Genomic DNA, 21,887 nt, shown 5'->3' with positions numbered 1-21,887 from the left:
TGTGCTCATAACTCTCGTATTATGCTCATAAATCTCAGATTGTGCTCATAACTCTCGTATTCCGCTCATAAATCTCATATTGTGCTCATAACTCTCGCTTTCCGCTCATAAATCTCAAATTATGCTCATAACTCACGTATTTCGCTCATAAATCTCGTATTATGCTCATAACTCACGTATTTCGCTCATAAATCTCGTATTATGCTCATAACTCTCGCATTTCGATCATAATGCACAAAATCCGCTCATAAATCATGATTTCTAATCATAACTCATCACTTCATACTACCAAACCGCATCCACCATCGCCATGGTTTCTGAAGAAAACTAAATCCATGTTACAGAAATAAGGCAAACTTGTGAAAACTGCAAAGCAAAACCCGCTGATGATTAAATCAGCGGGTTACTTGATTTCATTCCAACTCATCATGATCATCATTCGTTTGCATTCTCCGCGATGTCACAACTACAGAGAGTGCGAATAGCAGCATGATGCCGAAAACACCTAGCAATACCGTCCATCCTACCATTCAAGCACCCTCCTTAGTCATTCATTGCAAAATAATTAAGCGAAGAAGTTCAGTCCGATTGGCAATTTGAAGCCAAGGAACATCGTAATTAGTAAGGAAACTACGAACAAGATCCAAAATAGTTGTGTCGGTTTGCTTTTAGATTGACGTGCCAATACCATTTCCATCATACCGATTGTTAAGATACCGAATACAAATTTCACACCGTATAAAGCTGCATTCGAGTCCATGTAGCGAATGAACAACGCAACTCCAGTAATAATAATCAGAATGTAGAATACACGTAGCACCATCTTCGTAATTTTACGACCTTTAGAGTCGAGGGGTTGAGTCGCTGCAATCAAGAACATAATAATGCCGACTACCCACGAAAAAATGTGTAAATGTGTCGAGTTCGATAAAAAATCCAAGTTAGTCACCTCATTTAAGTTTCATATGTGCATCCCTTATCTTACCATACATCATAAGTTAGGGAAAACAGAGGGACCTTTACTCGAAGTAGTTGACAAGTGTCCCGATTCCTTCAACAGATATTTTCACAGTGTCGCCCGCCTTCAAGTAACTCGGAGGATTCATCGCTTTTCCAACACCTGCTGGAGTACCTGTTAAGATGACATCTCCAGGTTCCAGTGTGACAAACTTAGACAGTTCCTCAATGATTTCATCGATTGGAATAATCATAGATCCGGTATTTCCATTTTGGCGAACGTCATCATTCACTTTTGTGACAATCGACAAGTTATGTGGATTGGGAATCTCATCTTTCGTAACGATGTACGGTCCGAGCGGGCAGCTGCCATCCAACGTTTTTCCAAGGAAGAACTGTTTGCGCTCTGCCTGTAAATCTCGCGCAGTCAGATCGTTTGCGATGGTATACCCGAAAATCGTGTCGTATGCGAGCTGTTTTGGAATGTTACGACCGCCTTTTCCAATGACCACAGCAAGTTCGCCTTCATAATCCAGCTGACTTGTCAGGGCTTCATGGATTGGCAATGTCTGCTCATCCCCTGCAATCGCAGTCGGAGCTTTAGTGAAAATCATCATCTTGGCGGGCACACCTTCGCCCCCCATTTCTGATGCGTGATCAGCGTAGTTTTTACCAACACCTAGTACATTTTTAGGTGTTCGTGGAATTGGAGATAACCATTCAATTGCTTCGAACGAGTACTTAAAGGTATCCATGTCTTCATGAGAGTGGGCTTTTTCGCACAAATTACGGATTTGTTCTACAAAATCCATTCCAGATGCAACGCCTTCAGCGATTGAAGCAGGAAAGTTCTGCTCCCCAACTGCCTCTGCAATTTTCTGTACATCCCACACCGCTTCTTCCTTTTTCACTTTAGGTCCGAATAACGTCTTCCCATCATACTTGAACGAAAGTAATTTCATTGACTAGTCCATCCCTTCCATCATTGGTTTTCATTACGTACAGTTACGACAAGTCTTGTCGTTTCTCCTTTTTATTCGATAAAAATGTACCGTATGTGCCAATACGCCAAATCCATTCAATTGGACCCATTTTGTAACGGGATAGCCACAAGTCAGCTAGTAACGCCTGAACAACAAAGATTCCGATCGCGATGAGAGTTCCCGTGATAATATCCACTTTGCCGTACATCCCGAACCCATAATTATAAAAAATGAGTGTCGCAATGACGGATTGACTGATATACGTCGTGAGTGACATACGACCGGCCTTTGCAACTGGACGGAACACTTTAGAAAACCATGGCGTTGTGCACAGCAGCAACACGAGTGCTCCATACCCTAAGGCAACGAGTGGACCGCCAAAATAAGTTTGAACAAGTTGCATTGAAAAATCTGGGGCTATCAAAAACGGCAATGCCTTTAGTAATAAGCCAATAATAAGCAGGCTACCCCCAACTACAACTAGACGTCCCTTCAGCTCATGCGCTCGTTCAAAAAGTCTCCATTTCGCAAATGCTGCCCCGATCATCATAAGTGGTAAAATCATAAACGGTGTTAAGAATAAATTTGCACCACTTACCAATAACCATTCTTTTGCACGAAATGCGAGTGCCGCCAAGTAACTTCCGTGTCCATACACTTCAATCGACTCCTGAATTCGCTGAATATCGGCAAACTCCGAAAATGTGCCACCTACTTCCAAGCGTTCAACTACGTACGTCAGCCCTGTTATTAGACCGTTCGGCACGATATAGAGCGCCAGTGCTCCGAAAAACAACCACTTCGGAGGAATTCGGACGAGCGCAATCATAAGAAAGCCCATCATGGCATATGTGAACAAAATATCCCCAGACCAGATGAAAAACGCGTGAATCAGACCAAACAAAAGCAATATAACCATGCGACGAACCGCTACCGGTCCAAATGACGACTTTTGAAGCAGCGACTTTTCATACTGCATACTTAGTCCATACCCGAAAAGCATCGCAAATATCGGATAAAAACTCGCTTCTATGAAAATATCTAGCCACATAAATGAAAAACCTTCACCGTTGCTTTCAAACCAACTATATGGATCCATGTACATGTACGGTGAGTGAAATACGAGCATGTTGGCGATAAAAATACCAAGCAATGAAAATCCTCTCAGCATATCTAACGATTCAATACGTCCGGTCTCCCCGGTTGGTAGTCTAGTCAAACTGTCTCCTCCTGAACTGTCAATGCTCGACCTTCATCAAACAAGTACAACAGCATTTCTTTTATCGTCACATGTGTAATTGCTTCAATCGCGGTTTTGTATAAGCTCAGTTGCAGGTGATAACGTGAACGCATCTCATCGTCAACCGCTCCCTGTGATGCAAAACGGCCCTTCAATCGATCCGTTTTGTAATCCAATAACACCCATCCGTCCGGTTCTTCAAACAAACAGTCCGCAATTCCCTGTAAAATCTGCGAATCCCCATCTTCTCCTTCAACGGCAAACGTGAAGGGTAATTCTTTCAACACACGTGTTGCTTGTTGCATACGCTTTGAAACCGGCGAGTTTGTAAATTGTACAATCGCAGCCCGATCAAGGGAATTCACTTCCACTTCCGTTAACAACTGACGCTGCAAAAGATTCTCTAATAAGACATTCACACTTGCATGATCGTTCGTTTTCGCTAAGTCGATATGTTGCATCACAGTGTGCATCGCAGTTCCGATTTCAGCTGCGCTGATCGAACGCTGTTGTAAAAACGCAGGTCGTGCGTGCAAGTACGCTTGGCTCACTTCCCCATTTCGACTTGCAAACGAATCATTGAGTGTCGATTCTGCTTCCAGTTGTGCGATTCGTTTCAATTCCGTCACTGAGACTTTCGATCGCTTTTTGACAGATGCATCGTATGGATAATGATAGTCAAACCGCTTCGTCACTTCTGCAAGAATCGATTCATCTACAACAGGAATTGGCAATTCTTCCGTTTCGGATAAATCCTCCATGAATTCTGGCTCAGACAAAGACTCGCTGAAGTAGGACACCGGCAGTGCATTGATAGCCCACTTAGAAGGGTGTTCTTTCACAAGTGCACCTTGCGTCGTCCCGAACTTCATGAAATCCGCATGGCGCGCTACCGCTGGACCAATCCAATCTAAATACCCATTTGCACGGGAACGCATATAATCCGGCAATCGATCTCCTGGATCTACAAGTTGTGCATCTTGCCATTTCGTCATCGACTTTTCGATATCCTTCACCGTCGCAACCAGTTCCAACTGTTCTTTTGCTCGAGTCATCGCCACATACAGAATACGCATTTCTTCAGAACGCATCTCCAACTCTTTCTGTTCTTTCATCGCGAGAAATGGTAATGACGTATACATAATCCGTTTATCCGGATCTATCGCTTTAACGGCTAAACCGAAGTGCTGGTCGAACAAATAGGGCTCATTGAAATCCATTTTGTTAAACTGTCTGCCTATCCCTGCAACAAACACATTCGGAAACTCCAGTCCTTTTGACGAGTGAATCGTCATAATGCGAACAACGTCTTCCTTTTCACTCAAATACCGTGCAGCTCCTAGATCATCTCCACGTCGTTGCATCCTATCGACAAATCGCAAAAAGCGGAATAATCCACGGAATGATGTTTTCTCATATTCAATTGCTCGGTCATGCAGTGCACGCAAATTCGCTTGCCTTTGTTTACCATTCGACATACTTCCGACCATTTCATAGTAGTTCGTATCCCTATACACTTGCCAGATAAGCTCGGATAACGATCCACGCCGTGCTAGATTTCGCCACTCTTCAAAAGCAAGCATGAAGCGTTGAAGTTTTTGCTGTGTTTCCGGCGCCATTCCAGATCCTTTTGTTGCTATAAACGTCTTCAACGCTTCATAAAAAGGTACATTCTTAGCAGCGAGGCGCACTTCTGCTAACTCGTTTTCCGTCATACCGACGAACGGCGCACGCAGCACAGAAGCGAGCGGAATGTCTTGATACGGATTGTCGATCACACGTAATGTATTCAGCATAATCGTCACTTCAAGTGCATCGAAATAGCCTCGGGACAGTTCAACGTAAACAGGAATTTCTGCACGCTTGAATTCCTCTGCAATTTCAGCGGACCACGTCATCGAACGCATAAGTACTACAATGTCGCTGTATCGGATTGGACGTTTCTCCCCACTGAATGCATCGCACACTTCATGTCCGTCCGACATCCACTGTTTGATTTTCTTAACCATATAACGTGCTTCCGCCTGAGAACTCTTCAGATTTTCTAAGTCCTCCGTCGTTTCATCTTCAAACTCTTCCTCTTCAGAATAAAGGACAGTCAAATGCGCAGCCGCTTCCATCTCTGGATAACGCGCACCGTACTTTAACTCTGCAGCCTCATCGTATTCGATTTCACCAACAAGCTCCCCCATGATTTGTGAGAAGATGAAGTTCGTCGCATCCAATACTTCCTTACGACTCCGGAAATTCGCGTTCAAATCAATTTTCAACCCTTGATCCATGGCTTCTTCAGTAAAACGCCCGTATTTCCCTAAGAATAAGCCGGGCTCTGCAAGACGGAAGCGATAGATGGATTGCTTCACATCCCCAACCATGAACAAATTGCCATCTGACTCCGTTCCACTTTTCACGAATTGCACGATTGCTTCTTGCAATAAATTAGTGTCTTGGTATTCATCGACTAACACTTCTTTGAATTTGGAACGATAGTCCATCGCAATATCAGATGGGACAAGAACGTCACCTTCACGATTAGTTAAAATATCTAGCGCAAAATGCTCAAGGTCGGAAAAGTCGACAATTCCTTTCTCCGATTTAACTGTGCGATAGCGATGACCAAATTCTATGACCAGCTCAATGAGGGTATGCATCATCGGTGCCATTAAACGGATTTCCGTAAGCAAACGCGCTGGCGTTCGGACGAAATAGGCATCCTTGATTCCAGTGACAAGCTTTTTCACGGAATCTCTTAATGATTTAGCGCGCTTTGCGAGTTCTTCATCGCACGAATCTTTTTTCACTGCTCCCGCTTTCACCCAGACTAGCTGTTGGAAAAACGCATGAGTTTGTTCCCAAGTACTTGTTGAAATTGAACGAACGGCTTCGTTGATCCAAACCAAGTCCGCTTCTGCTGTCTTAATGAGAGGCGTTGGCCCATCTGGTAAATCTGCAATGCGGTGCATATCTGTTGCAAGTGCAGCCGCTTCTTCCAGTTTTTGCTGAATAGCGGATTTCAAAGGTCCGATAAATTCCAGGTCATCAATCGTGATTTCCTCACCGATTTCGTATTGTTTCGGAATTTGTAGCAACCATGACTCAGGATCAGGATGCACACGGGAATAGTCGTACAGCCGATCTATTAATAATTCCAATGACTGGTCATTTCTATCAGACGTGAAACTATCCGCCAATCGATAAATCGATTCTGGATCCTCTGCGCTATAAGCATCTTCCAACACATCTGCAATCGTATCATCGCGCAGTAACGCCGCTTCTGTCGGATCCGCAATCCTAAATCCTGGGTCAATATCTAGCAGATACGCGTATTGCCGAACGACATTCAGACAAAATGAGTGCATTGAAGAAATTTGAGCTTTGTTCAGTAAACTGAGCTGTTTTCGCAAATGCGGGGATTCAGGATGCAAGGCGATTGCCTCTTCCAGTGCAGTCCCCATACGATGACGCATTTCAGCAGCCGCAGCATTCGTGAATGTCACGACAAGCAATTCATCCACGTTGATTGGGTTTTTATCGTCTAGAACCTTTTCAATGAGTCGGGTGATGAGTACTTTCGTTTTTCCTGATCCAGCTGCAGCCGAGACGAGGATGTCGTGCCCTGACGCGTAAATTGCTTTCCATTGGTCGTCTGTAAACGTCACGTCACTCGGTTTCGGTGGTATGTGCATCGCCTTCAACCTCCTTCCTCATTTTTTCAAGCGATTCTTTCGCTGAGAGTTCCGCGTAATTCCTGTACTTCGCATCCGGATCGGTTGTGTCGAACTGACACACCCCTTGATACGGACAGTAATTACATGGCATCCGCTCTTTCAATCGATACGGATATACCCGTGCATCACCTGCAAGCATCGCGTCACCCGCTTGGCGATGGCGAGAACGAACGGCTCCTCGCAGTAGTTGCATATCATCGGGGGCCAGCACTTTAGAGGTCGCATAGAACGAACCATCTTTCTTCACACGAGCAGGAATGATTTTGGACGATTGTTCAATGTCACTGTCCATTTCTTTGACGACGGATAAATCCTCAAGCACATACCCTTTCATCGAAAACGATTTCAGCATCTCTTCTTCAACCGCTTCTTCTGTCAACTCCTGAATGCTGCGCACCATTGGATTGTGAACGTGGACATACAACATGCCAGCAGGATCCGCCTGTACGTGCAGCCATTCGTCTGCATGCTCAAGTGCAACATCTAGATACGTCAGCATTTGCAGCGACAAACCATAATACACTTCCGTCAAATCTAGCGCTTTGGCAGAAGATTTGTAGTCGACAATGCGAATGTACGTTTTTTCATTCACTTTCGATGCATCTACACGGTCAATTCGTCCGCGCAAGTTCATGTGTCCACCTTGTTTTAAAGGGATTGACAGTGGTGGCATTTGCTCACCTTGTCCAAATCCAACTTCAACTGCGATCGGCTCAAAACTAGAAGCCGTCGCTTGACTCCGGAGCGCAAACAGCGTCCGCTGGATAATGCGTGTCAATTTGCGTTTAATGTAAACATGACGGCTCGTCGACAACAAAATTCGATGGAAGAAATACGGTGCAATACCGTCTACCGCTTGGCGCGCCAAGCGGAAGCAATCCTCTTTCGATAACCCGGTCCAGGTTGCTCCGGTCTTCATAATGTCGTCTGACACCCATTTCAGGGCCGCGTGGAATAAATCCCCGATTGCAGGTGCTTCCAATGTGAATTCAGATCGTTCGCGTAACCCGAGACCGTATGTCGCATAATGTTGGAACGGACAACTGTAATACGATTCGACACGCGAGACACTCGACGACATCGTTTCACCATATAAGCCTGAAGTTAAATCTGGCGTCAATCGCTCGGTATCTGTCCCATGCTTCCGCTTTCCTTGAATACTACTAAGTATCGAAGCCCAGAGCGGATCGTCCTCATAATACGCAACAACCGCTTGCCATAATGGTGGTAAGGATCCTCCAGTTTCCGCTAGTCGAAGTTGAGCGGACGCATACGGCAACACAGCTCTCGGATGGCTAATGTACGAGATTTCATCTGCATCTTCTAGTAAGTCTAATGGATCGGCAACGACGATTTCCGTTGTTATTCCCTCAAGTAGTTGACCAATTCTAGGAATATAAAGTGAAGGTATGAGCGCTTTTCCTGCTTCGTCCGCAATTGGATAGGATATCGTTAATCCTTCTGAGGCTGCTGTAAACGCTCGGTATGCTTTGTATGTTTCATCCATTAAACGTGATTTAGCAGAAGGTGCAAGTTCAAATCCGACCGTTTCAAACCATTGGCGATCGGCATCCGATATGAGCCCTTCATTGTCAATACGTTGTGGCAACACGCCATCGTTTGTCCCAATGACAAATATTTCATCAATACTTAAAAAAGTCGCCAGGTCGATCGTCATCACCGTCACTTGGTCAAGCGATGGTGGAATCCTTGAAAATTCGAGCGTATCGAATCCTTCATCGAGCACTCGTACTGCGTCTTTTTGTGCCATTTTGACATCTCCGAACATAAGCACAAACTGATCGAGGATATTGATCCATCCATTCCATGCCTGTTCATGCTCTGATGCGCCGAGCAATCGTCCTGCGCGTTCTTCTTCTGCGCGAAGGTCGATGATTTTATCGTACACATGGAGTTCTTCCATGAACGCAAACAACGCTTCCGCAGCTTGCCTGCCGTTTTTTGCAGCTTTCAACTGCTTTCCGAACGTCTCAAGTGGTCCGCGGATCAAGTCCCGTACACTATGCAACTCTTGCTGCATGGCACGTTCTTCATCCGTTTGAACTTCCGTATGCAATTCAAGACCACGATACTTTTTCACCCGCCATCGAACATCGTCAAACCACCGGTGTCCATGGATTCCATGGGCTAACACATAGTTCTCCAAGCGATCCGCACGTTCTCGCCATAGTTGACGGTCTTCTCCATGCGGGAAGAACAAGTCGGTCTTCACTGCGCGGAAAATGGCTTCGTACGACCAATTTCCAGTAACCGCTTCTAGTACCGATCGTGTGAATTCAATGAGGGGATGGTGTAGCATCGGTTTTTTCTGGCTAATGAACACCGGAATGTCATACTGCGGAAAAATCGTCTCCATCAATTCATCGTACACTTCCGGTTGCCGATACAAAATAGCGATCTCGTTATACCGTTTTCCCGACCTGACAAGAGCACGAATCGAACGCGCCACTGCATGCAATTCAGCACGGCGATCCGTCGCTTCTACAATTTTTACATCTCCACTACTCGCTTGTGGTGTTGCTGGATATTTATCGAATTGAGCTTCCAAATGCAACACATCAGGATTCCGAAATCGGTGAGTTTTTGTCAATCTCAACTCGGGCTCTACTTCCACCGATACCTCACGTGCTAGATCCGTTATGATTTGTTTTGTGCGCATTGGACTGAAAAACAGCTCATGGTCAGCAGTTGCTTCCCCTTCATCGTCCGTTGGGAGCGCTACTGTCACTCGTTTTGCGTATTTCAATAACTCTCTAATGATCTCGTGTTCACGGTTTGTCAGCAGCTCAAATCCGTCTATGTAAATGTCTGCTTCTTTGATATATGAAGAGAATTGAACTTGTCCGGAGAGCATTGATAAGTGTCCTTCACTATCGACATAGGAAGTGCCAAGACGCTCTTCAACTTTCTCCAATAGGAGCGATAAGTCTCCTGCTTTGTCTACCAGTGAACGCGGTGCAGAAGCTGCCGTTAACTCGGTATGGAGCTGTGCCAGTGTCGCGTGGTCCAAGCAGTATCGGCTGAACTCTTTCAACACCCCTTCTACTTGCTCCGTGAATCCGCGCTTACCAGCTGCCTGTCGGAACAACTTGAAGGACTCTCGATTTTCTTCCAGCACACTGCGAATGAGCATCCGGTATCCGAAACCATCCACTTCGCGTCGTGTGATTCCTCCTGTTTCTTGTAGCACTCTCCAAGCCAATCGCTTAAATGTTAGCACTTGTGTGCGCACCATTCCGTTCAATCCGAATCGAGCCGCTAAACTATGCTCCAACGAATACGACATTTGGTCGGGCACGATTAACACAATCGGTGCGCCAAGAGGATCTTGTTGAAGTGATTCCACAATTTCATGCTCAATAGTGTACGTTTTCCCTGTCCCAGAACGTCCCGTTATAAATCGCAGCGTCATCAGATAGCCCCTCTCTGTCCTACTAGTCTCCTCATTGTAATTGTTTTTGCAAGAAGAATCAAAGTTTGAGAGGCATTTTTACGAATGAATGTTCGCTGTTTTGTAAATGGTACAATTTGAAGGTTGTTAGATGAAAAATCGAGGCGTAGTTTATGATCGTTTGTTGAGATTTATGATTAGTTTCTAAGGTTTATGAGCATTTTTCAGGAGTTATGATCACTTTCACAGGTTTATGAGCACTTTCCACGAGTTATGATCACTTTCACACTTTTATGAGCACTTTCCACGAGTTATGATCACTTTTCAACTTTTATGAGCACTTTCCCAGGTTTATGATCACTTTTCCAGGTTTATGATCACTTTCTCATGTTTATGAGCACTTTTCAACTTTTATGAGCACTTTCCCTCGGTTATGATCACTTTTCCAGGTTTATGAGCACTTTCCGCAAGCTATGATCACTTTTCCATGTGTTATGATCACTTCCACACTTTTATGAGCAACCAGCCAAACTCCAAGCGCGTCCCCCTAATTCCAACCGCTTTTAATCAAAATAAAAACGCTTCGCATAAGCGAAGCGCACATCCTTATCAACAAATACTACTTACTTGTCCCAATGTTTGTGTCCATTCCATTCCCTCGCATGGCGTTCCACTTTCTTGTTCAAACGTCGCTCGAAATATTTGCCGGCTAACCACATTAGCAAAATTAAAACACCGACAATGGCAGAGCGAATCGGTTGTGTAAACAACGCTTTCAGATCGTACCCTACAAAACTGATCATGAAGACCATGACAAACTTCCCTGCAATCAAAATCATCAAGTAATACATCTTCTTCATATTCGACAGTCCTGCAACTAGATTCACGAGAGCAGATGGCGTAAATGGGAAACAGATGAACAAAAACAATGGACCAAATCCATTGCTCTCTACCCACAAAATGAGCTTTTTCACTTTCTTATGCTTAGTGAGGAAGTTCAACAAGCGACTTTGACCATATTTCCGGACGATTAAAAATACGACATAGGAGCCGACGACTGTTCCGCCCCAGGAAAAAATGAAGCCTAGCCACAATCCATACGCAGTTATATTCGCGATAACAAACACAAATAACGGTAAAAAAGGCAGAAAGGACTCGATGAACGGCAACAAAATGCCTATGATCGGACCGAATGCCCTATAATGTTCTGCAAGTTCAGTAACTTTGTCCACACTTAACCATTCTTGCATCTCGATTCACCCCAACCTTTTCTCCCTTTTTTAAACCATTCAAAAATTCAGTCTTGTTGTCTTTAATAGTTGTAGTATAATCACTAGTATTGAAATTCATAAGAAAGCTGGGATGTGAAATGGAACGCAGTGAATTTAACAACGGACTTCGCGCCGGTCTCAGCATTGCCATCGGGTATTTCCCGGTCGCGCTTACATTCGGTCTACTCGCTAAAACGACCGGTCTTTCACTGTTTGAGGCGACCGCGATGAGCATATTTGTCTTTGCAGGCGCATCGCAATACATATCGCTCAGCTTGATAACCGCTGGCGTCGATCCATTATTGATTGTCATGAATACATTCATCGTCAACATCCGTCACTTCCTTATGACGGCTTCGCTGAATGAAAAGATGCAACCTGCACCAAAGCCCATCAAAGCTGCATACGCATTCGGGGTGACAGATGAAACCTTTTCCGTCATTGCAACGAGTAAACAAGACAAAGTATCGAGTGCCCATGCGTTTGGTGTCATCGCGATTGCTTACGGAAGCTGGGTGGTTTTCACCGCTTTAGGGCACGTCATTGGCGCCAATTTACCGCTATTTCTTCAAGCCGCCATGTCCATTGCACTCTACGCCCTCTTCATCGCATTACTTGTCCCTTCGATGAAAGGCAACCGGAAAGTCGTTTTACTCGCGAGTGTTGCTGCACTCCTACATTGCTTCTTTTATTATACCGAATTATTATCTACAGGGTGGGCAATTCTTGCGTCTACATTACTATCATCGATCATAATCGAACTGGTCTATTCAAAGTATGGACGAGCCCCAATTCCAGTCGTTGAAAAGGAGGAGAGCTGATGGGTCCAACCTATTGGTGGATGCTGTTCGGAATGGCGCTTGTTACGTACATTCCACGTATGATCCCACTCACGGTCCTCGACGGGAGAAAGTTACCGCCACTCGTCACAGGAATTTTAAGTAACATCCCATTTGCTGTTCTCGGTGCACTCATTTTCCCAGCAGTGTTCTATGTACAAGAAGGCAACTTTCTTTTCGGATTGATCGGGGCTGCAACCGCATTTCTCATTGCAATCTTTGGTTTCGGACTGATGACCGTTGTCCTAGGTACAATCGGTGTACTCGCAGTCTACAGTCTGTTCATGTAACCTCTTTAAACCTATCATACCCAAAATTTTCGTTTCTCATACTTGTAGAATAGAAGAAATGAAAAAGCCTTACACCATGTGCAAGGCTTTTTCGTCATTCATGTAGATTTTCATTGGACTGACGATGGGAATTAGCGACCATTCGATTCGCAATCCAAAATCCAACCGTCAATGACAACGCATCTGCCACGTACAGCAACCAGTTATGTGTATAGCCTGCATACACAGAGGCGGCGATTAGCGCAATCGTCAGCACCAAGCCGACCAGTTGATGGAACGTAACCCGTGTGAAAAACACGACCAGAACTCCTGGGATGAACAACGCCATCACTAATTTAGTAGCTAGACTCTCCACTTCACACCGCCTCCTTTCTATCCATCATCCAACGAGCAACAGTCCGAGTTGATAATGATCATGCCGGTATAGCACTTGCTGCATAAGACGGACTTCTCCATTTCGATCTGCAACTTGCAAACGACAATGCGCTGCGTTCACTTGAATCGCATCATACAATTCCTTATCGTTCGCAACTTGCATTCCATTTACAGCACGAATCACTTCACCAGGTAACAACCCTAGCTTTTCTGCAGGTGATCCAGGAAGAACTCCCGCAATGACAACACCTTTCGCACTCGGCGATGCTGCATACCCGCCACTGCGTTCTCGTACCGCAACGACAATGGTTAACACTGAACGTATAAGGACACCTAGGACCAATGATCCCCACCCAATCAAAGGCTCATAGAGTGCACCTAAACCAAGTGCGGCAACAGCGACCCCTGTCCAAATAACCGATTTCCCGAGCTTCGGCAAGATTTGATCCGGAAAATGCTTGCGAGCAATTTGGCTAAAGCCAATCAACACTGGCACCGGAACGAAACTGAACGACGCTGCACCAAGTGTAAACTGTGGCCAATACGGTGCATATGCTGAAATCATGTCACCAGGCACAAGTAAGATCACTGGTAATAACCAAATCTTCTTCACTTTAAAGACCGCCGCACGAAGTCCTCTGCTTGTCTTCTCAAGATGGGGCGACGCGTAGCGCACTGAAGACGTCCGAATGAGCACCCCTTCTGCAATGAGGAAGAGCCCTGCGATCACCGGAATCGTAACGGACAATTGTCCAAACAGATCCACGTCCTGTAGCGACCATCCATGATACGTAAACGCACCGCCAAGTTCTTGCCATGCGTACAATCCGAAAAATGCTATCGCAGTTGTGTAAATCGGAGATCCCCATTGATAATAAAAACTCACTAAAACGACAAGCATGATCGCAGAAAATAACACGATCCATCCTGCATCCACCACAAATCCGATTCCACTTAGCAGGACGGACAAAATGAGTGCATGAAGCCATGAGTCCGCAACGAGCCGCCTCAATTCCGTGAGCCCCGGCAACTTTCTAATGTTGAAGTCTTTTCGCTCTCGCTTCACTCTCATATACCCGAGCGCAACCGCAACGAGGAGAATTAGCAGAAATAGTGGATTTAAAAAGAATACAGCCACTGCTTGTAAGACCTCGAACAACCAATTCTCTGACACGTTCTATCACACTCCAATCCAATCCCGCTGTTTTCTTCTATTGTAACAAAGATTGGATTGGAATGGATAGTCGTGACAGACTGTTATTTATGAGTAGGGCAAATCGATCAGTTTTCAGACAGTTTGTGATGCAAATAACCGATTGCCATCGACAACTGTTCATCGTTGGCACGATCACTGCGATATTCCTCCGCACTCGCCTTCAATGTTTGGAAGAATTTACTGTCCATTTCCCCTGCCGACTCTACTTTTTCATCTTTCATGAAATCCGCTATTGTCTGACTCGTCGTTTCATCAAAGAAACCATCCACTCGGCCCGGATCGTACCCAAGGGACTTGAGTACTCGCTGTGCATATGCAATATCGTCGTTGAATTGCTGTTCTTTGTAGACGTCTGCAATCACTCTCAAATGCTCTGAAAACAAGCTATTTTGCTTCACTTCTAAATCCGAAGCGATCCCTTCTGAGTGAATCCATCGCTCTTTCGGTGTTAACCACTTATGTGTAGACAACTTGACTTCGCCGCCATTCGATAGCTTCATCGTTTCTTGTACTGTCCCTTTCCCGAAACTTGTCGTCCCTACAATAAACCCTCGGCCGAGATCCTGGAGTGCACCACTCAATACTTCACTCGCAGAAGCACTTCCTTTGTCCTGCAACAAGACGACTGGAATGCTCTGCAACTTCGGATTATACTCCAACTCTTTGGCTGGCTCAGTTACAAGTGGTGTCAACTGGCCTTTCACGTCTTCCATATACGCAAATACCGTATCTTCCGGAAGCATACTCCCTGCAATATTCCCAACCGAATGCAAGTAGCCTCCAGGATTTCCACGAACGTCAATGAGTAGCGCTTCTGCACCTTCCTTAACGAGTAACTCTGTCGCAGCCTGCCACTCTTTCGCACTGTCTTCTCCGAACATCGTCAACCCTATGTAGCCAATTTTCTTGCCTCGTTCTTCCAAAATTTCCGAAGTTACCGTGTGAACAGGAATCACATCTCGCTCAATTGTGAATTCTACATGCTTACCAGATTCCGGACGATAGACAACCATTTTCACAGATGTCCCTTGTTTACCACGTATTTTTTTGACGACTTCTTTCAGTGTCAGTCCATCCACTCGCTGCCCATCAATTTGCACGAGCTCGTCATAAGGAAGCAACCCAGCCTTTTCTGAAGGCGATCCTTTGACAGGTGAAACAATTACAAATTTGCCATTGGTACGTGTAATCTCAGCTCCAATACCAACTCGTTCTCCGGCGAGCGATTCTTTGTGAGACGCCGCTTCTTCTTTCGTTAAGTACGTTGAATACGGATCACCAATCACGTCCGCCATTCCTCGTAAGGCGCCTTCGATTAACTCATCGTCTTTGAGTTTATACACCGCGTTGCCTGTGATAACCTCGTACGCTTCGTCAAGGACTCCAAATTTCCCACTCGAGTTGTGGGTTTTTTCCTCACCTTTTCCGCAGCCATCTAACACCAGTACTAGACAAACCGCAACTGCGGCTAAAATACCAAACGCAAAAAAACGGCTCTTGCGCATCGTCACCATCCCCTCCTCTTTCCACTATATGAAAGAAGGGAGAAGGTTACGACAAGCAGGAACCGAGAATTAATATTGGGTGTAGACGAGGTTGATTTGTGCTTCAGACGGACGCTTTCCAGGGGGCTTGATTTCAGCCGCTTCCTTCGCTCCGCTCAGTCCAGGGTCTTCAATCTTCGCTTATCCCTTAGGAGTCGCCGTCTTACGCTTCAATCAACGAGTATAATTGGATGTATATCTTTCATTGAATGAAAGGGTTAAAAGATAAATGAAAAGGTCAAGACCGTTTACTCAACATCCTTCACTAGCTGTTTCATCATTTCTTCGTCCATGGGGCCGACGATTTGGTTGTCAATGGTTCCGTCAGTGCTAAGGATGTATGTCGTTGGAATCGAGAATACTTTATAGTCCGTCATACCGAGTTCTTCTGTGTCGAGCAAGATCGGAAACGTTAGCTCATAAGCGTCCACAAACTCTTCGACTGCTTTGACTCCGCGGTTTTCTGCGGTCGTCAAGTTGACAGAAATCAGTTCTACATTGTCTTCAGGCTTCAGGTTCTTATAGTAGTTTTCCATATGGGGCATCTCTGCTTTACACGGTGGACACCACGTTGCCCAGAAGTTCAGAATGACTTTCTTACCTTTCAACTCGGAAAGACGAACTTTATCCCCAGCCAATGTCTCGAGCTCAAAGTCTGGCGGTGTATCTCCTTGTTCAAGCCCAACTGTGCTTTTGGACATCGCTTTAGTAGAAGCCGTGTCGATAACTTCAGGTTTATCCAAATTTGACTTTACCATTACGACAATCATCGTACCGATTAAAAGAATTGCGATCGCATATCCAATCCACTTTTTATTCATCGTATCCCTCCATCTGTTTCCTTACCTTGTGTAAAACGTCCCGTAATTATTACTACGAAGATGCTTGTGATAACTGTTCCTGCGAACGGAATACCCGTAAATCCAGTAGGCTGAAGTGCAGCAATGAACGCGTGTGCAGCCACAAACAATCCTGCAGAATAGATAACGGGCACGCTTTCATTTTCAACATGAATAAAGGCAAGCACAGCAATCGCTGTAAACAAGATGATTGTAATCACTTTTGTTACAAGCATTCCCTCATTCAGCAAAGCCATCATTACTTGATAGCCAGCTTGTGCACTAATAATCCCTAGCAAAATTCCTTGACTAACGGTTGGCGGCTTGGGCTTGCGTGAAAAAAGAATGAACAAAGCCGCGATAAGAATCCCCGCAAGGAATCCAAACATCCCTCCATTAAAATAAAGAATGGCCATAGGTGCACGAAGTACCGTTTCAAAGTCCGTTACAATCACGGACAGTTTCCATACAATAATAGTGGTGAAGAGCGCGTCCACAACGATGTCCGCGACTGGTTTACCAAATTTCACTCTTACAGCGAGCCATGCGAGAATAAATCCAATGACGGCTGCGATCCAGGAAGAAGGTACAGTGACCTTCCATAATAGAAAATAGTCGGTAACAGGCATTGGGTTCTCCTTTAGTTCAGTATACCTCTCATGGTATCGTAAAGTGCCCATCAAAACCACAAAATCCACTTGTGATTCCTAAAGAAAAAGGCCCGCACGTATGCGAGCCTTTCCATGTAATCGGTGCTCCCTAATTCCAGCATGTTTGCTTTAGGGATAAACCGGTAATAATACTAATAGAAGTGTTACTTAAAATGATACATAACGCAACGGATTCACGGCACTTGGACCGGATGCAGAGAAGTTACCTACGTGAATTTCAAAGTGCAAGTGAGGCCCTGTTGAATTTCCTGTATTCCCTGATTTTCCGATGAATTGACCTTTTCCGACGTGCTGTCCAGTACTCACACCGATACTAGATAAGTGTGCGTAAACGGAGGTAAAGATTTGCCCGTTAATGGAGTGTGTAACCATAATCGCATTACCGAACCCACCCATTGGTCCTGCATGGGACACTACACCTTCAGCAGCAGAAACGACTGTTGTACCAACTGGAACTCCGATGTCTTGTCCACGGTGTTGCTTCTGTGTATGGAAGATCGGGTGCATTCTCCAACCGAATGATGATGTAAGTGGCCCGCTTGCTGGACGAGTCCATGTGCCACTTGAAACTGGAGGTGCAGTTGGTTGGCTATAATCATGGCTATTTGATGATGAAGAACTTGATGAATTCGCTGCTTGTTGTGCACGGCGCTTCGCTTCTGCTTCACTTTTACGCTTTAGTTCTGCTTGACGAGCAACTTCTGCCAAACGATCTTGTTCAGCACTAATTTGATTCACAAGATCTGCGGAAAGTTCGTGTGTTTCGTCATATTCATTCTCTAAGCTTGCCTTTTCAGTTGAAAGTTTTGCTTGTTCAGCTTCCAACTGATCCACTAGCTTGTCCTTCTCAACTTTTTGACCCTCAAGCTTTTTCTTCAAGTCTGTTAGTTTCTCTTTACGTTCTTCTTGTTGAGCAAGTTTTGTTTCGACCATTTGCTTTTCTTCTTCAAGCTGGTTCATGTCATCTTCTTGCTGTTGCATGATCTTACGGTCAGCGTCCATCAATGTAGATACCGCTGAGAAACGGTCGATGAAATCTGAAAAACTGTTCGCGCCAAGAAGTACGTCCAGGTAGCTAACGTCTCCGCCTTTGACCTGCATCGTACGAACTCTTTCTCTCAACACTTCATCGCGCTCTTTAATTCGCTTTTCCAACGTCTTGATAGAAGCACGAAGTTCTGTGATTTCTGTAGTCGTTTGGCTAATTTTTTCTTTAACGTCACGAATTTTTTCGTTGTTCGTTTCGATTTCACCATTTAACTTTGTAATTTGCTCCAAAAACGATTGTTTCTTTGTTTGCTTTTCATTAATCTCGTTGGATTTGTTTTGGATGCCTTTATTCAATTCTCGTTGTTTTTGCTGAAGCACCTTTTGTTCATCTTGCATATCTTTCAACGAGCTCGCTGATGCTACTGTTCCGGATAATGTAGTTGAGAGCAACAACACACCCATTGTAGATAGTAGCAATCCCTTATTCTTTCTCACAGTCCCAGTTCCCCTTTCAATTCGATCGGCTATTTAGACTTTCAAGAATTTGCGTACGGACATCAAACTGCCCCACACGCCGATAAACACACCCATGAACAACAACAGACCATCTACCTGAATAATGAAGGGTATCGGATCTAGCAATTGGAACATTTCATTGACCAATTTAGGTTGCCAGTAGGCATAGATTTGTTGATACGCAATAGCGATGGCGGCCATCGGAATAATGGATCCGAAGATGCCAAGCCAAGCGCCTTCTAATATAAACGGGATGCGAACAAAATTATTGGTCGCCCCTACAAGTTTCATAATCTCAATTTCTCGACCTCGCGCAATAATCGTCAAACGAATTGTATTGGAGATGAGGAACATTGCCGTAAATAGTAATGCTAGTATTAAAATCAGACCAACATTCCGACTGATTTCTACGACATTGAACAATTTCTCGACTTTTCCTGCTCCATAAACAACATCTGCTGTGTACTCGTATGTATCGATTTTTTTTGCAATTGCAGCCGTATTGTGTGGATCAGCCGCTTTCACATATAGCGCATCACCTAAAGGATTACTTTGTTTATAGAGTGAGAGTTCTTTACCGTAAGATTGAATGATCTTATCCAGTTCGTCTTCTCTCGATGCAAATTCAACACTTGCGACTCCATCGATCTTTTGTACTTTTTCTTGTAACTCTTTCACGGCCGCATCACTTGCTGCAGCGTCCGCAACCACTTTAATCTCTACGTCGTTCTCGATGTTATCTGCCATCTTGTTCAAGTTCATCATCATAACAATGAAACTACCGACAAGTAGGAGAGTAACCGCAACGGCGCTGATGGAGGCGAACGTCATCCAGCCATTTCGTCCGAGGCTCTTGAAACTCTCCCGGAAGTGTCGGCTTAGCGTTCTACCCTTCATAACTGTATTCTCCTTCGTATTCATCTCTTGTAATCATTCCGCCTTCTACTAACAAAACGCGATGGCGGATACTGTTCACAATGTCTTTGTTGTGTGTCGCCATAACAATGGTCGTCCCACGGTTGTTAATTTTCTCAAAGATGTTCATGATGCCTAACGACGTATCCGGATCGAGGTTTCCTGTCGGTTCGTCTGCAATGACCAATTTAGGTTCATTCACAATCGAACGTGCAATCGACACTCGCTGCTGTTCTCCGCCTGATAACTCGTTAGGAAACATTCTCGCTTTTTGGGACAATCCGACCAGCGCTAAAACATCTGTTACCTTTTTACGTATTTCAGTTGGTGTTTCTTCAATTACCTCAAGCGCAAATGCCACATTCTCATAAACATTCAGTCTTGGTAGCAATTTGAAGTCCTGAAACACGACCCCTATCTGTCTTCGCAAGTATGGGATTTCTTTGTTTTTTAACGTACCAAGGTCTGTACCGTCGATGAAAATTTGTCCGCTTGTTGGAGATTCCTCACGATACATCATTTTGATGAATGTCGATTTACCTGCACCACTCGGACCCACGACGTAAACAAATTCACCGTGGTTAATGTCGATATTAATACCGTTAGCGGCAACGACACCGTTGGAATACTTTTTGTACACGTTTTTCATTTTAATCATTTTTTGTAACCACCTGATTCAAAACTTTTCTTCAGCTTTTTAAGTATAACAGATATAAACCACCACAATATTACAGGAATATTTCATTTTCCCTAAAACGTTCACAGGTTTTCAACAATTCTGTAATGTGGAACCCGTTATTGGTAGTCTGCGTGTTTTTATGTCGAAGAGTGGAAATGTGCTTTGGTATGTATAAAGACAAAAAAACAGAGGTAGCCGGAGCATACCTCTGTTCGTTATGCGGATATTAGGTCGATTGTGTAACAGTAGCTTATTTCTTTTCAGCAAGCCATTTAGCAACTGCGTCAAGCTCTTCCCCTTTAATGAGACCTCCAGGCATTCCGCCGGATTTACCGTTTTCGATGATGTCGTGGATTTCGTCCTCAGAAAGCTCTCCACCGATGTTTGCTAGTGCAGGACCGTTCATCCCTTCCAATTTCCCACCGTGACAAGTTGCACAGTTTGCTTGGTATACTTTGTCCGCATCTACGCCGCCAGCAGCTGAATCTTTGTCTCCAGCTTTGTCATCTCCGCCGCCGCCACAAGCACCAAGTACAAGCGCTGCACCGAAGATCGTTGCTAAGAATTTGTTTTTCATTTTCATGAAATTTCCTCCTTTAGATAAATATAATACGTGCTTTTCTAGTATAGCAAAAAAAGACCAAACCCGCTCTAAACCGTGTGACAAAATTAGGACGAATAGCTTACAGAGAGGGCTCTCCTACTATTTAGTATTCTCTTTTCTGCAGAATTCAAACCTGTTTTGATGAAGAATTCTTTTTGAAATGAGCATAAGTTTGCTTTCGACAATTATTCACACACCGCTTTTCACCATTCATCCAAATAATGCATGCAACTGTCTCTACCAAATGCCATCTCCCCTTTAGGCTGACCAAATGGCAGTTATTTATTCATCCTCAATTATCGATTTTCGCCTGTTTTACTAAAAATAGTTCAGCTTCATTTAAATCATTTGTACAGAAAAGCGCTTTCGATGTATCCGAAACAATACGGTCTTCGATTTCAAGATAATTTTCTAAAGGGATTAGGTTGAAAAACTTCCGCCATTTCTGGGTGTTTTCCATTTTTTCCTCTTCATTTCGAATGGCTGTGTAATCAATTTCATTGATTTGGAAAAAGGGTTGTTGCTGATCTACGGTCGGAAACCGCCCCTTTAGAATCTCAAGTTCCTTGCTGTCGTATTTTTCAGCAATGATCCATTCAGCTGTCCCTACATTCTCAGCAGCGTCCATTAGTTGGTCCGTCCACTCTTGTAACGTGTCTTCATTCGTCGAATCGCTTGTAAAGACGAGAACGTTATATAGCACTTGAATCGATTTTTCTTTCTTTTTAAAGAACAAGTTCTCACCTCCAGCCAAAGATTATTCTATGTACAAGGGAACTAAATTTTCAAATAAATCATCGTAAAAAACAGGGCTGCCT

Annotated in this window: 18 protein-coding genes; 2 read left to right on the top strand and 16 right to left on the bottom strand. The window is 44.4% G+C overall.

Features of this window, described 5'->3' with window-relative positions; all coding sequences use genetic code 11:
- Nucleotides 1-565: 565 nt before the first annotated feature.
- The 6 genes from N693_RS0117090 to N693_RS0117065 form a co-directional block, all read right to left on the bottom strand.
- Nucleotides 566-940, bottom strand: a complete 375-nt coding sequence (locus tag N693_RS0117090) for a YisL family protein (RefSeq protein WP_025786047.1) — start codon at nt 938-940, stop codon at nt 566-568.
- 79 nt (nt 941-1,019) lie between these two features.
- The gene (locus tag N693_RS0117085) at nt 1,020-1,919 is read right to left on the bottom strand and encodes a fumarylacetoacetate hydrolase family protein (protein WP_025786046.1); all 900 of its coding nucleotides are present in this window, start codon (nt 1,917-1,919) and stop codon (nt 1,020-1,022) included.
- Between the two features lie 43 nt (nt 1,920-1,962).
- Entirely contained in the window at nt 1,963-3,159 is a 1,197-nt protein-coding gene (locus N693_RS0117080) for a DUF418 domain-containing protein (RefSeq protein WP_025786045.1), read from the bottom strand.
- The gene (gene addA / locus N693_RS0117075; RefSeq protein ID WP_025786044.1) at nt 3,156-6,866 is read right to left on the bottom strand and encodes a helicase-exonuclease AddAB subunit AddA; all 3,711 of its coding nucleotides are present in this window, start codon (nt 6,864-6,866) and stop codon (nt 3,156-3,158) included. Before addA ends, N693_RS0117080 begins: the two co-directional genes overlap by 4 nt.
- On the bottom strand, nt 6,841-10,341 hold the full coding sequence (gene addB / locus N693_RS0117070) for a helicase-exonuclease AddAB subunit AddB (protein ID WP_025786043.1): 3,501 nt from the start codon (nt 10,339-10,341) through the stop codon (nt 6,841-6,843). Before addB ends, addA begins: the two co-directional genes overlap by 26 nt.
- 602 nt (nt 10,342-10,943) lie before the next feature.
- Entirely contained in the window at nt 10,944-11,570 is a 627-nt protein-coding gene (locus N693_RS0117065) for a TVP38/TMEM64 family protein (RefSeq protein WP_025786042.1), read from the bottom strand.
- A gap of 119 nt (nt 11,571-11,689) precedes the next feature.
- On the opposite strand from N693_RS0117065, the gene N693_RS0117060 reads away from it, so the two are divergent.
- Together N693_RS0117060 and N693_RS0117055 are read left to right on the top strand one after the other, a co-directional pair.
- Nucleotides 11,690-12,412 carry an AzlC family ABC transporter permease gene (locus tag N693_RS0117060; RefSeq protein WP_025786041.1) on the top strand — a complete coding sequence of 241 codons (723 nt, stop codon included), beginning with the start codon at nt 11,690-11,692 and terminating at the stop codon, nt 12,410-12,412.
- Nucleotides 12,412-12,720, top strand: coding sequence for an AzlD domain-containing protein (locus N693_RS0117055; protein WP_025786040.1), 309 nt, complete (start codon nt 12,412-12,414; stop codon nt 12,718-12,720). The genes N693_RS0117060 and N693_RS0117055 overlap by 1 nt, the downstream gene beginning before the upstream one ends.
- 94 nt (nt 12,721-12,814) lie before the next feature.
- On the opposite strand, the gene N693_RS0117050 is transcribed toward N693_RS0117055, so the two are convergent.
- The 10 genes from N693_RS0117050 to N693_RS0117005 form a co-directional block, all read right to left on the bottom strand.
- On the bottom strand, nt 12,815-13,075 hold the full coding sequence (locus N693_RS0117050) for a CsbA family protein (RefSeq protein ID WP_025786039.1): 261 nt from the start codon (nt 13,073-13,075) through the stop codon (nt 12,815-12,817).
- 24 nt (nt 13,076-13,099) lie between these two features.
- Entirely contained in the window at nt 13,100-14,269 is a 1,170-nt protein-coding gene (locus tag N693_RS0117045) for a PDZ domain-containing protein (protein ID WP_025786038.1), read from the bottom strand.
- A 107-nt stretch (nt 14,270-14,376) separates the two neighbouring features.
- Nucleotides 14,377-15,825, bottom strand: a complete 1,449-nt coding sequence (locus tag N693_RS0117040; protein WP_253271217.1) for a S41 family peptidase — start codon at nt 15,823-15,825, stop codon at nt 14,377-14,379.
- Nucleotides 15,826-16,103: 278 nt separating this feature from the next.
- Nucleotides 16,104-16,676 (bottom strand): redoxin domain-containing protein, encoded by a 573-nt coding sequence (locus N693_RS0117035; protein ID WP_025786036.1) that lies wholly within the window; start codon nt 16,674-16,676, stop codon nt 16,104-16,106.
- Complete coding sequence (locus N693_RS0117030; RefSeq protein ID WP_025786035.1) at nt 16,673-17,323, bottom strand: hypothetical protein; 651 nt, start codon at nt 17,321-17,323, stop codon at nt 16,673-16,675. Before N693_RS0117030 ends, N693_RS0117035 begins: the two co-directional genes overlap by 4 nt.
- A 189-nt stretch (nt 17,324-17,512) precedes the next feature.
- Nucleotides 17,513-18,850 (bottom strand): murein hydrolase activator EnvC, encoded by a 1,338-nt coding sequence (locus tag N693_RS20765; RefSeq protein ID WP_025786034.1) that lies wholly within the window; start codon nt 18,848-18,850, stop codon nt 17,513-17,515.
- Between the two features lie 33 nt (nt 18,851-18,883).
- Nucleotides 18,884-19,768 (bottom strand): permease-like cell division protein FtsX, encoded by an 885-nt coding sequence (gene ftsX / locus N693_RS0117020; protein ID WP_025786033.1) that lies wholly within the window; start codon nt 19,766-19,768, stop codon nt 18,884-18,886.
- The gene (gene ftsE / locus N693_RS0117015) at nt 19,758-20,444 is read right to left on the bottom strand and encodes a cell division ATP-binding protein FtsE (RefSeq protein WP_025786032.1); all 687 of its coding nucleotides are present in this window, start codon (nt 20,442-20,444) and stop codon (nt 19,758-19,760) included. The genes ftsX and ftsE overlap by 11 nt, the downstream gene beginning before the upstream one ends.
- Before the next feature lie 271 nt (nt 20,445-20,715).
- Nucleotides 20,716-21,048, bottom strand: coding sequence for a cytochrome c551 (cccB, locus tag N693_RS0117010; protein ID WP_371257575.1), 333 nt, complete (start codon nt 21,046-21,048; stop codon nt 20,716-20,718).
- 313 nt (nt 21,049-21,361) lie between these two features.
- Complete coding sequence (locus tag N693_RS0117005; protein ID WP_025786030.1) at nt 21,362-21,805, bottom strand: hypothetical protein; 444 nt, start codon at nt 21,803-21,805, stop codon at nt 21,362-21,364.
- Between the last annotated feature and the right edge of the window lie 82 nt (nt 21,806-21,887).

The sequence above is a fragment of the Sporosarcina sp. D27 genome (assembly GCF_000586555.1).
GTDB lineage: Bacteria > Bacillota > Bacilli > Bacillales_A > Planococcaceae > Sporosarcina.
Note: the sequence above shows the minus strand (reverse complement) of the source record. Positions and strands in the feature narration are given on the sequence as shown.